Annotated in this window: 10 protein-coding genes; 4 read left to right on the forward strand and 6 right to left on the reverse strand. The window is 42.6% G+C overall.

Going from position 1 to position 12,543, the window contains the following annotated elements; genetic code table 11:
• Nucleotides 1-26 precede the first annotated feature (26 nt).
• On the reverse strand, nucleotides 27-1,007 hold the full coding sequence (locus ACM0OX_RS05315; RefSeq protein ID WP_414513647.1) for a glycosyltransferase family protein: 981 nt from the start codon (nucleotides 1,005-1,007) through the stop codon (nucleotides 27-29).
• A gap of 315 nt (nucleotides 1,008-1,322) precedes the next feature.
• On the opposite strand from ACM0OX_RS05315, the gene ACM0OX_RS05320 reads away from it, so the two are divergent.
• Nucleotides 1,323-1,946, forward strand: coding sequence for a 4Fe-4S single cluster domain-containing protein (locus ACM0OX_RS05320; RefSeq protein ID WP_414513649.1), 624 nt, complete (start codon nucleotides 1,323-1,325; stop codon nucleotides 1,944-1,946).
• A gap of 83 nt (nucleotides 1,947-2,029) precedes the next feature.
• On the opposite strand, the gene ACM0OX_RS05325 is transcribed toward ACM0OX_RS05320, so the two are convergent.
• The gene (locus tag ACM0OX_RS05325; RefSeq protein WP_414513651.1) at nucleotides 2,030-2,251 is read right to left on the reverse strand and encodes a hypothetical protein; all 222 of its coding nucleotides are present in this window, start codon (nucleotides 2,249-2,251) and stop codon (nucleotides 2,030-2,032) included.
• 129 nt (nucleotides 2,252-2,380) lie between these two features.
• Here ACM0OX_RS05325 and ACM0OX_RS05330 point away from each other — a divergent pair, with 129 nt between their 5' ends.
• Together ACM0OX_RS05330 and ACM0OX_RS05335 are read left to right on the forward strand one after the other, a co-directional pair.
• Nucleotides 2,381-3,397, forward strand: a complete 1,017-nt coding sequence (locus ACM0OX_RS05330) for a FecCD family ABC transporter permease (protein ID WP_414513653.1) — start codon at nucleotides 2,381-2,383, stop codon at nucleotides 3,395-3,397.
• Nucleotides 3,398-3,982: 585 nt separating this feature from the next.
• Nucleotides 3,983-5,380 (forward strand): ATP-binding protein, encoded by a 1,398-nt coding sequence (locus ACM0OX_RS05335; protein WP_414513654.1) that lies wholly within the window; start codon nucleotides 3,983-3,985, stop codon nucleotides 5,378-5,380.
• Between the two features lie 283 nt (nucleotides 5,381-5,663).
• On the opposite strand, the gene ACM0OX_RS05340 is transcribed toward ACM0OX_RS05335, so the two are convergent.
• The 3 genes from ACM0OX_RS05340 to ACM0OX_RS05350 all read right to left on the reverse strand — a co-directional run bounded on the left by ACM0OX_RS05340 (nucleotide 5,664) and on the right by ACM0OX_RS05350 (nucleotide 8,483).
• Nucleotides 5,664-5,789, reverse strand: coding sequence for a hypothetical protein (locus ACM0OX_RS05340; protein ID WP_414513655.1), 126 nt, complete (start codon nucleotides 5,787-5,789; stop codon nucleotides 5,664-5,666).
• Between the two features lie 251 nt (nucleotides 5,790-6,040).
• A complete protein-coding gene (locus ACM0OX_RS05345) occupies nucleotides 6,041-7,498 on the reverse strand; it encodes an alpha-amylase (protein WP_414513657.1) in 1,458 nt (485 codons plus the stop codon).
• Between the two features lie 136 nt (nucleotides 7,499-7,634).
• On the reverse strand, nucleotides 7,635-8,483 hold the full coding sequence (locus ACM0OX_RS05350; protein ID WP_414513659.1) for an alpha/beta hydrolase: 849 nt from the start codon (nucleotides 8,481-8,483) through the stop codon (nucleotides 7,635-7,637).
• Nucleotides 8,484-9,233: 750 nt separating this feature from the next.
• Between ACM0OX_RS05350 and ACM0OX_RS05355 the strand changes: the two genes are divergently transcribed.
• Nucleotides 9,234-11,300 carry a YfbK domain-containing protein gene (locus ACM0OX_RS05355; RefSeq protein WP_414513661.1) on the forward strand — a complete coding sequence of 689 codons (2,067 nt, stop codon included), beginning with the start codon at nucleotides 9,234-9,236 and terminating at the stop codon, nucleotides 11,298-11,300.
• A 286-nt stretch (nucleotides 11,301-11,586) separates the two neighbouring features.
• Here the strand turns inward: ACM0OX_RS05355 and ACM0OX_RS05360 are convergent, their stop codons facing one another.
• Nucleotides 11,587-12,408 (reverse strand): ABC transporter ATP-binding protein, encoded by an 822-nt coding sequence (locus tag ACM0OX_RS05360; protein WP_414513663.1) that lies wholly within the window; start codon nucleotides 12,406-12,408, stop codon nucleotides 11,587-11,589.
• Nucleotides 12,409-12,543: the final 135 nt, after the last annotated feature.

The raw sequence follows: 12,543 nt of genomic DNA on the forward strand, positions 1-12,543 counted from the left end.
AAAAATCAAGAATAAGGGTAATGCTATTATTGCAAGTTAAATGTCCGACAGCTTACTACTGCTGGCTTACCCACTGAAAGAATCTCGCAAGTTGTGTTGTAGCCACCCATTGCGACTACGGCATCTGCGGCGGCGATGTAACTCATTAAATCATCGGTAAATTCGTCTATCTGCACTTGGGGATATACAGCAGCTTTCAGTTTCAGTGCAGCTTGGTGTTCGAGGGGCATTTCTGGGCCACATATAATTAAACTTCGTAATTTATGGGACGCTGGTAACAATACCAAACTCGATAAATATGTGTCAATTAACCTGTAACCATCTTCGCCACCACCCGGCGTAACTAAAACGAGTTGTTCTTCTGGATTTAATCGCAACTCACTACGAATGAGATTTGGACTTTTACGCCCTAGTTGTTTGCGGATGTAGCCACAAAACTGCACCTTCTCGGCAACCCTTGGCGGTAGTTGATATTCTTGGCGAATGTCGAAAATTTCGGGATTACCAACAACAAGCACGCGATCGTAAAATTTTTGTATTGCTTCGTAGTAACTATGCTTTTGCCATTCTGGGATTGTCACATCTGGATGATCTAAAATGTCGCGCAGCAGGAGAATTAGGGAAGTTTCCGGCAACTTTATTTTGAGATATTTGATAGCCTCTTTTAATTCATTACGGATACCATAAGGCTTTTTGTCTACTAGAAATATGTCGGGTTTAAAATTAGCGATCGCAGATAAAATTAACTCTGAGCGTAATTTCACTGTTTCATTAACTTCTGTCTCCAGATACTTTACAGATATTTCACCTGATGGAGCTCGATTTAAGCAGGGTAATTTAATATAATCTAGTCTTTTCGGAATCCGAAAGCTGTGCAGCATCGGCGAACCAGAAACAACTAAAATAGAGAGTTTTGGAATCGAATCAAGTAAGTGAGTGCAGATTGCCAGCATTCTGCGAATATTACCGAGACCGAAGCCATCGTGGGAATATACCATCAGTTTCATGGTTAAATGTCCCTAAGTTATTCAGTGAATGGATGCCATATTAACTTAAGTAGCTTCCCAAAGTTACATGAGTCTTTTATGAAACTTTGATGAGAAAATTCTCATCATTTATTTTTGTAGCAATTGTGTAATAAATTTGACAAAAACTCTACAAGATTCATTCTGGCTCCTGTTAGCGGTAGCGGGGCGTTTAGCCCATTCTGACTTCTGAATTCTTTTTCAACAATTAAATCTCTACTTATATAACTATTGTCACGATTATATAAGTGGAGATTCGCTATATTTAATAGTTAACGGCTAAAAGGAGTTAAAGAGATGGAAATTAAGCCAACTGACCCATCGCTAGCACTCATAGAAATTCCCCCAGGCTATCTCAATATTATGGGTTACGTCGATCAATCAGAAGTTAATGGCCCTGGTTGTCGTGCAGTCGTCTGGGTACAAGGCTGTCTGCGTGAGTGTCCTGGCTGCTTTAATACTAACTCCTGGTCTTTTGAACCTAACCAATTGGTTGCTGTTGATGCTCTTGCCGAAAATATTCTCAGCAATCGCCGCAACACGGGTGTAACATTCTCTGGTGGAGAACCATTTTGGCAAGCAGATGCACTGGCATCTTTAGCCCGGAAGGTAAAAGCTGCTGGTTTAAATGTCATGTCTTTTTCTGGGTTCACTCTTAAGCAGCTACAGTCCCAATCTGCACCGCCAGGTTCCCAAGCATTGTTAGAACAACTCGATATTTTGATTGACGGGCCTTTTGTACAATCTCTGGCAATTAATTCTCCCAATTCTCCAGTCTCTTCTAGCAATCAAAAGGTTCGGGTGTTAAACCCAGCTTTCCAAGACCAGATTACTTGGGCTAGCGACCAGATAGAAATCCACATCCTCAAGGATGGTGGACGCATTGTTACTGGCTATCAAGGTGGACTAGAACTAACGTAGGAGTACGGGGACAGCGGAGCAGGGGAGCAGGGCAGCAGGGCAGCAGGGGAGCGGGGGAGCAGGGGGGAAGAGGGAGTTAAAACTTAAAAATTGAGCTTCTGAAGGTCAACATTGAGCTTCTGAGGATCAACTTCCACCTTCTGAAGGTCAACATTGAGCTTCTGAGGGTCAACTTCCACCTTCTGAGGGTCAACATTGAGCTTCTGAGGATCAACTTCCACCTTCTGAGGGTCAACATTGAGCTTTTGAGGATCAACTTCCACCTTCTGAGGGTCAACATTGAGCTTCTGAGGATCAACTTTCACCTTCCGAAGGTCAACTTTCACCTTCTGAAGGTCAAATTTTTAGATTTATCCTCCCTCATCGAAAAGCTATCTTTAAAATGCAGCTTTGTTTGGGACAGATTATATTTAAAAAAAATACATATCATAAATTTGACTAGACCATTTCAGAAAATTTTTACTGAACACCGCGTATTTTGGGCTGTTTTACTTTTTGGTACAGCACTAGTCGTAACGCTAGCACTGTCCCTTTCTCAAGGAGCAGTACCTTTAAATATGTCGGAATTTTGGCAAGCCATACTCCACAAAGGCGATCCGATTAAACAGACAATTCTCTGGGATTTACGTCTCCCGCGCATTACGGCTGCGATTGTTGTCGGGGCAGCTTTGGGAATGTCAGGAGCGTTGCTGCAAGGAATGTTGCGTAATAGTCTCGCCGATCCATTTATTTTGGGCATTTCAGCAGGTGCGGGACTACTTGTAATTCTGATGATTGTGTGCCACATATTCCCGATCGCAATTCCTTTAGCAGCATGGATGGGAGCAATTTTAACTGCCGCGATCGTTATTTTACTCGGTCGTTCGGGGTCGGGAATTTCTGTTGAGCGGTTGATTTTAGGCGGAGTAGCGGTGAGTTCTTTATTTGGTGCTGTACAAAGTACATTGCTGCTTTTAGCTGAAGATGGGCAAATTCAAATTGCGCTCAGTTTTCTGGTTGGTAGCCTCAATGGACGGGGTTGGCAAGAAATTGCTACCACTGGGCCTTATATCATCGTTGCATTGATCGGCGGATGCTTGCTAGCGCGATCGCTAAACATACTGGCTTTGGGAGATGATTTAGCTATGAGTTTAGGGCTTTCGTTGACGCGATCGCGCCTATTAATTGGTGGTGTCGCCACTCTATTAGCCGCAGGTGCAGTCAGCATCAGTGGCTTGGTTGGATTTGTCGGTCTTGTTGTCCCTCACGGTGTCCGCCTCATTGTTGGTACAGATCATCGCTTTGTTTTACCACTTTCCGCCCTTGCAGGTGCATGGTTACTCACTTTTGCAGATTTACTCTCTAGACTAGGAGCAGTAGAACTACCAGTAGGTTCCGTCACTGCCTTGCTGGGTTCACCCCTGTTTATCTGGTTACTTTATCGTCGTTCTGCTGGGTTTAATAAATCTTGAGCGATCGAACCCCTATCCATCCCCACTGTATATACGGATCGGGTTTTTTGCGCATTCTGATAAACTTATATCATGTCCGCATAATTAGTTATGCTAACCACAGTCATTGCACCCCACCCCTTAATCCCCTCCCCGCTTGCGGGGCTACCGTGTATACACAAGTCGAAAAAAGCTTGATTTTCCATTGTTTTTTCGTTTATCTCGAACACAAGCTCTGCATGGGAATGCCTGATTTAGGGGCTGCTGCTTCCTGTCAGACATTGAGTCTTTGACTCAATGAATGCGTTCCCAGGCGGAGCCTGGGAACGAGGAAAGTCCTATCAAGCTAGGTTTTTAGGACTTGTGTATACACGGTAGGCTTGCGGGGAGGGGAGACAAAGCGTAGCTTTGGCGGGGGTGGGGTTCTTCGGGTTTAATAAGCAATCAAGCGGACATGATATTAGACAAAGCCTTCTTCAATTATTTAAGCCGAAATTCTACATAGGAAAACACACCTATAACCCTACCTCCTTCTTATCCCCCCTGCTCCCCTGCTCCCCTGCCCCCTGCCCCCCTGCCCCCCTGCCCCCTCAAGGAGGTTAATTAATGTTATGTGTTGAGGAATTAATCAACTTAGACCCATTTCAACAGCTACCCAAAGAGCGATTGCAGTGGGTTTGCGATCGCGCTCAAACAGTTGAACTTTCTGCCGGAGAAGTGTTGTCCCATGAGGGAGACCCTGTATGTCGCTTATTTATCTTAGTCAAAGGTAAAATCAACATCACCCGCCGCAGTGAAGGAGTGGAAATTCCCATCGGGCAACACGAAGCACCATCCTTTTTTGGTGAAATTCCAGTACTCACAGATGAACCTGCACCTGTGACAATGCGGGCATTTTCAAATTGCCACATCTATGAAATGAAGGGAGAAGACTTCCGCAAACTGCTGCATGAATGTCGTGATTTTGAGCGGATGGTCTTCCGAATTATGCAAAGTCGTGTCCGGGGGCTAGAGTCTTTCATTCGTGGGCGAGAAAAGATGGCAGCTTTAGGGACACTTGCCGCCGGTCTAGCTCATGAACTCAACAACCCAGCCGCAGCCCTGGTTCGGACTTTAAAAGAAATGCCAGCCGCCATCCTAGAGTTACAACGGATGAACTTAGTTTATGGGCAACGCAATGTTGACGAAGCCCATACTCAACACTGGTTCAGAGTACGCGATCTAGGCCATGAAGCGATTTTGAATAATCGCCTAGATCCGGTGACACTAAGCGATCGCGAAGAGATATTGCTGGAATGGTTAGAAGACTATGGTGTAAACCAAGCATGGAAATTGGCAGAACCTTTAGCGGAAGGTGGTGTTGAGGTTGAAACCCTAGAGCAACTCATGGAACGTTGGCGCAACGACGACACGGAATTGCGAGAAATGGGATTGCACTGGCTAGCGCTTTCCTTTGAAGTCATGTCGATGATTAAACATGGTTTGCGAGGATCTGAGAGGATTTCCGAACTTGTGCAAGCGATGAAATCTTATTCTTACCTCGATCAAGGCACTCAGCAAGAAGTAGATATACATCAAGGCTTGGAAGATACCTTACGATTGTTTGTTCATAAACTCAAGTGCGGTGTCCAAGTGCAGCGCAATTACGATCGAAGTCTTCCAAAAATCCTTGCCTATGGCAGCGAACTGAATCAGGTGTGGACGAACTTAATTGATAACGCCATTGATGCAATGGATAGTAAAGGACTGCTAGAAATTACAACACACCATTGCGATCGCTATGCCCATATTGACATCATCGATTCTGGCAGTGGAATTCCACCTGAAATTAAAACCCGCATTTTTGAACCTTTCTTTACTACCAAATCAGTAGGGCATGGTTCAGGACTTGGTTTAGAAACCGTTCGCCGGATTGTAGAAAATCGCCATCACGGTACGCTTTCATTTGAGTCGCAGTCAGGCAGAACTTGTTTCACCATTTGCCTACCCTTATCGAATAAATGAATCAATAAGCAATAGGATTAGAGATAAAAAAATGGAACCTAATGGTTCCCAAAATATAGCAGCAAGTGAATATTTTCGTCAGACTTCTAGTTTCTTATTGGTTTCCACACTAGAATTTGTATTTTAGTTATAAATCAATACAGTTTAGTTAAGGATAATCGTAGGTTGGATTGAACGAAGTGAAACCCAACAAACCACCGAAAATATTGGGTTTCGTTCCTAAAAATAAATGTATTGATTTATAAATAAAATGTTGTGGTAAAAGTAATTATTTCTCTGATAATTATGGTTTTGTGGGCTGTTGTTTGGAGTTAATCAATTCAGTCTTATCTGGTCTTCCTATTGTATTAGGAGGTTGCGGTTGTTGCGGTTTATCTGTTTTGGGTTGTGGGTTATTATTCTCGCTCATGTTAATTATCTCCTTATAGCTTTAATTATTTGGGTATTTCAAGATTTCTTGCTTGGAGTTGGTCAAGCAAGAAAATCAGTGAACACAGTCAGTTTGTGTACTGATGATTATGACTTCAAGCGATGTCATCTCAATTCCGTAATCCTGTTGAAAATTTTGCTCCCTTCTACGTTGAATACTATTGTCAAAGAGGTAGATAGTGGAGAAAACTCCTTACTATCTACCTCTTTAACCTTAGTTTTCTATTCAAACTATTTTTGTAGCCAGACCGATATTGAACCACCAGGACATGGGAAATTTCCCCATCCGTCGTTATTCGTGTGAATGATATTGTTTATATGTCCCGTGGCATCATAAAATTGCTGATTGGGTCGGAACACGTTCATCCACTTGTTCCCTGGTGAACTATTGGTCAGCACCACAGCCATTGCACCTGGATGATTACTATTACCCAAGCGCGTCCAACCGATAGTATTGGGATGATCAAAGTAATCATGCTGGTCGCCAAAACCGTATTCTCTACGCGCCTTCAAGAACTTGTCAATCAAAAAACGGTGAGAGTAAAGGGTATTATCACGTCCTTTATCTTGATATTGTGCCCCGTAATAATCTGCATAGAAAACGCAAGGATAGCCTTCGCGACGCAATAAGATTAGCGCATAGGCTAAGGGCTTAAACCAAGGCTCAACAGGCGACTCTAGGGATTGACAAGGTTGAGTATCATGGTTTTCGACAAAGGTAACAGCTAGGGCAGGTTGTTCTTTAACTAGGGTTCTATCAAAAATCGATCGCAGATCGAAACTACTACCCTGGCGACTAGCTTGGTGAAACTTGAAATGTAGGGGCACATCAAATAACGACAAACGCCCATCACTAGAGGCAATATAACCGTGTAAGGCATCGGTATCTTGAGACCAGTACTCCCCAACACTAAATATTTCCCGCCCGCCAAAATGAACTCGCAGGTGATTTAACCAATCACGGAAAAAAGTAGAGCGGATATGTTTAACAGCATCAATGCGAAAGCCATTTACACCTGTGGTGTCAATAAACCAACGCCCCCAATACATCAACTCACCGCGCACGAGGTCATTACCTGTATCCAGGTCATTCGCCATTAAATAATCGTAGTTGCCGTGTTCCTGGCTAACTTCCGTCTCAAAATGTTTATCTTTAAGGCGGTAGAGCTTGTCTGCCCTTTTGGTATCTGCGTTATATGATAATGAATCAAAGCACCACCAATACCATTTCATACTGGAGTATTTATCTCCACGACCAGAAAAATTGAACTTTGTATAAGCTGCAATTTCGTACCAATCGCTGACTGGACGGTTGCGGTCATTCCAATCCATTTCTTGGGCAAAGATGCGTTCTATTTCATCCCCACCATCTTTATGGTTGAAAACCACATCGGCATAGATTTGAATACCTGCACGTTGTGCCGTTTTGATAGCTCTCAAGTATTGCTCGCGTGTTCCATATTTTGTCCGAACAGTATTTTTTTGATCGAACTCACCCAAATCAAACAAATCGTAGACTGCGTATCCAACATCCCATGTTCCACCACTGCCCTTATAAGCTGGCGGCAGCCATAAGGCAGTGAAGCCTGCATCAGCTAGCTCATTGGCTGTTTTATCCAGCTTGTCCCATAACGTACCATCATTGGAGATGTACCAATGGTAATACTGCATTATTACGCCGTTGGTCATGCGATCGCCTTTGTAGAATTTTTGATTTTACAGATTTCTGTCAGAAATCTCTGATGCTAGGATATGTTACTTTTGTTACACATCATAACTTCATCCGAATTTATTTAGGTTTCAATAACGACTTCACAAAGAGCAATTACGAATTACTGGGACGGGATAATTGCTGATTTGCCTTGACAAGGCTAGTGAACTCCTGCAAAGTTCGATGATACTTTTCTTCAGCTATCGAGAATAAATCGTTATGATTTGCCTCTTCAACCCACAAAGAAAGTTTTGGAGATATTGCAGCCTTAAACAACTTTTCTCCATGAGCAAAAGGAATTATGTTATCTGCTTTTCCATGAATCACCAATATCGGACATTTGACTTTTTTGATCTTGTCCAGATTGGGAAACTTATCAAAAGGTAAAATCCGAAAAGGCACTATTACTTGAAAAGCGGAAATAAACGAACTTTCAATAATTAAACCAGCTACTGGTTTCTGCATTGCTAAATTGACCGCAGAACCACCGCCAACCGAACGCCCTAAAACTATAATTCTTTCAGGCGGGATTTTTAAATTTTGGGTCAAATAATTGTAAGCGCTATTGATATCTTCGTATGCATGACTTTCTGTCGATTTTCCTTGACTCGTACCATAACCGCGATAATCAAAAGCAAAGACACTAAAACCCCATGCGTGTAATTTTTCTAAAATCTGTTTGATATCTCCTAAATCTTCAGAATTACCATGAGAATAAAGAATAGTATATTTAGCTTGAGTGTTCAATAAGTATGTAGCTGAGATATTTGTATCTTTCCCGCTCCTTAACTTCAGAATTGTTGGATCGTCCTGATAGCTAGAAGGTTGAGATAGAAAAATCATGCTATCTGCCCGAAAATATACAAATGCAGCAAAAAATAGATAGATAAAGATTAAAGATTTAACCAGCCGTTGCCAAGTCAAATCGCCAATTAGCAGTTTTATAATTTGCTGTTTATCCATTAGTTTTTATTTATCGGGTAAAACTTTATTGAACAGAATTCAGGGGTCAGGAGTCAGAATTCATTCTGAATTGTGTATGACTGGCGGATAGCGCCGGCGGCAAGCGAGTACTCGTACTCTTACAGAGAAGCAAGCTACGCTTTTAGCGTCTCGTAGAGAGCGTTTGAATAATCGGCGTTTTTGCACCCCCACCAAATTGAAAACTTTGTGGTGCAACAATTTCAGTCGCGGGTCTGAATCCCCGACTGATAGCGCCGGCGGCAAGCGAGTCAGACGCTCAAGGATTCGCTACCGCTAGGCTATCAAGCGTCTTGATTCTGACTCCTGTTAGCGGTAGCGGGGCGTTTAGCCCATTCTGACTTCTGAATTCTTCTTCAATTCCAGGTTTCCCGATTTTTGATGTTTCCAGGACTTACGCAAAATCATGAAAAAACGAACCACAGAGGGCGCAGAGGACACGGAGAAATAAGAGTTTCAGAAAGCTCTTGCGTAAGTCCTAGTTTCCTAACTCTAATACAACTTCATCAAACTTCACGCCAACTTTGTCACAAATGAGTAATTTACTTAACCCAGATTTTTAAGCCGATACCAACAAACACTGTCATATTCCCTAATGCTAGATGAGAATGGTTAGTGTTGTATAAATTACAGTTACCAAAACTGAAACGGTCATCAAATCCCAAGCTGCTCAGGACTATTCTAGGTAAATAGTCAAATGTGACAGAAAAAATTTAGTGTGAGGATTTAGCCATGTCTTACCCGATTCCGTCGAAAATGTGGCAGCGAGTCAGTATTATAATATTGTTTTTATTGATACCGTCAGTCGGAATTGCGATCTTACGTCAGTCTGCTACGGTTGCAGTTCCAGCCAATCAGACTCCTGCCAGTTCTACTCCAAAGACTTCCATTCTACCCAATCACCCTGACTACCAAGCACTCCAGGCATTGGTAAAACAGTATAGTTGTGTTGTTCCCGTCCAAAATTTTGGCACTCTTCCTGTAACCCGGACTGAGTTTGCCACAGTCTTGAATGTCTGTGTGAATCGTAGCAATGAGCTAATAGCGACCGATCCCAAGATAGTTACCCCAGCAGATATGAAAATTCTGCAACGCTTGCAGTCAGAATTTGCACCGGAGTTAGCAACCCTAAAAAGTCCGATAGAGGAATTGGAAACTCGTAGTCCCATCACTCCGAATCAGCCTACCAGAGAACGTATTCAAACTGAGTCTACCCGAAAGACTCAAGCCGTACCCACAGCCCCACCGTTTAGTCTTCCGTCTGGCTCATCTGTGCAGGATCAAGTTGCTAACCGTGCGAATATGCCTAAACTCCAAAGTGGCAGTATTGGAAGGGTTGCCCCGGAACCACAAATAGATAGCGGATTCAATACAGAAAACTATAACCGGATTGAAGATAATCCCTTTCATCGCGTCGGTAACGATCCCCTTTCCACCTTTTCCATTGATGTAGATACAGCATCTTACAGCAACGTGCGACGATTTATTACTCAAGGAGAATTACCACCCAAGGATGCAGTGCGAATTGAGGAATTGATCAATTATTTTACCTACAATTATCCCCAACCAAAAGGCGATCGCCCTTTTTCCGTCACCACCGAAGTTGCTGCTGCTCCTTGGAATCCTCAACACAAGCTGGTACAGGTGGGTTTGCAAGGTAAACGCCTTGAAAGTAAAACCTTACCACCGAGCAACTTAGTATTTCTGATTGATGTCTCCGGTTCTATGGATGACCCGGATAAATTACCCTTAGTGCAACAGTCGCTCAAATTGTTGGTGAATCAACTGCGTCCTGAAGACCGGGTAAGTTTGGTAGTCTATGCGGGGAATGCTGGATTGGTGTTACCAGCTACTCCTGGTAGTCAAAAATCAACAATTCTGGCGGCGATTGACCGCTTAAAAGCTGGAGGCTCGACTGCTGGCGGTCAGGGCATAGAACTAGCTTACAAGATAGCCAAAGAAAGCTTCCTCAAATCTGGTAATAACAGAGTCATTTTAGCTACCGATGGAGATTTTAACGTTGGGGTTTCCAGTGATGGCGACCTGACGCGATTAATTGAACAAAAGCGAGAGCAGGGAATTTTCCTGACGGTGTTAGGATTTGGCACAGGCAATTATAAGGATGGAAAAATGGAGCAACTGGCTGATAAGGGTAACGGCAATTACGCTTACATCGATACCCTCTTGGAAGCCAAAAAGGTTTTAGTTAACGATCTCAGGGGAACTCTGTTTACTATTGCCAAAGATGTGAAAATTCAGGTGGAATTTAATCCGGCGAAAGTTCAGGCATATCGATTGATTGGTTACGAAAACCGCTTGCTGCAAAACCAGGATTTCAATGACGACAAGAAAGATGCAGGGGATATTGGGGCTGGTCATTCTGTGACAGCACTTTATGAAATAATTCCCACTGGTACACAAAGCGATGTGAAACTCCCAGAGATAGACCCTTTGCGGTATCAGCGTTCTGGTGAAACTGCCTCGGATGCTGCTGGTAATGAGTTGATGCAGGTGAAACTGCGCTATAAGTCGCCCCAGGACAGCACCAGTCAACTAATTACCCAAACCATCCAAGATGATGATTTGAGAACCGACCAGATACCCTCCACAAACCTGAGATTTGCTGCTGCGGTAGCGACCTTTGGGATGGTGTTGCGTGACTCTGAGTATAAGGGAGATGCTAGTTATGATTTGGTGATGAAATTGGCAACCCAAGGGAAGGGGGAAGACCAAGAGGGCTATCGGGGTGAGTTTATTCGCCTAGTGGAGCAATCTAGAGGGTTGATTACAAGAAAATGATTTTAGACCACAACTGAGACGGGGAGTAGGGAGTGGTGTAGTTCAATTACTGGAAAACCGCTGTAATCTCTTGGAGAGATTCACAATCTACAAAAGAGCGATCGCTCTCCACTGTATTAGATATCTGCAATAAATACAGCAATTTAATTTCAGAAGAGAGCATTGCATATCTGCGAGATGTTTTGCGATCGCTGCTAGTCAGAAAACTTATTCCCTACTCTGCAAGACAAGAAAGAAGAAATGCTTAACTGAACTGTATTCTGCTGTATAAGGTTTTGATGTGTTTCTATTTTTTCCCCTTTCTTCCCACTGGTATACACATCGGTGTACCAGAAACCGGGTCTGGGATAATCCGACATTCTAATCCAAATACCTCCCTTACCATCTTTTCAGTGATCGCCAAATCAGGTTCGCCAACTGCAAAAATTTCACCTTCTTTCAGCGCTACTAAATAATCAGCATAACGACAGGCATGATTCAAATCATGTAACACCATGACAATCGTTCGTTGCTGGTTTTGGTTCAAATCATACAATAAATCTAAAACTTCTATTTGGTGCGCCAAATCTAAAAAAGTAGTTGGTTCATCTAACAATAAAATATCCGTATCTTGAGCTAATGCCATTGCAATCCAAGCACGTTGCCTCTGTCCACCAGAAAGAGTATCTAACTCGCGTTCTGACAGGTGTTTAATCCCAGTAATTTCTAAAGCTAGTTCTACTAATTTTTCATCTTCTTTTGTCCATTGCTGCAACCAATTTTGATAAGGAAATCTTCCACAAGCTACCAAATCTCGAACGGTTAATCCTTCTGGTGGAACGGGCCCTTGGGTAAGAATTCCTAACTTTTTAGCAACATCTTTTGTTGATAGCTTAAAGATATCTGTTGTATCTAAATAAATTGTGCCAACACGAGGTTTTAATAATCTGGCTAAACCCCGTAATAAAGTGGATTTTCCAGAGCCATTTGCACCAACTAAAGCAGTTATTTTTCCTGGTGGTATATCTAAATCTAAATGCTTAATAATAGTTATATTATCATAACCCAAAGTCAAATTATTTGCTGAGAGTTCGTAATGTAAATTATCGCTCAATAATGACATTGACATAATGAAACTTAAGAGAATCTTTGATAATTTTGTAAGTATGTAATATCATATCCGCTTGATTATTTAATAAAACCCAAAGAACCCCACCTAGCTAAATCAGCAAGTTTCCCCTTCCCGCAGGTAGATAGGGGATTA

Source organism: Nostoc sp. PCC 9305 (genome assembly GCF_963920915.1).
Lineage (GTDB): Bacteria > Cyanobacteriota > Cyanobacteriia > Cyanobacteriales > Nostocaceae > Nostoc.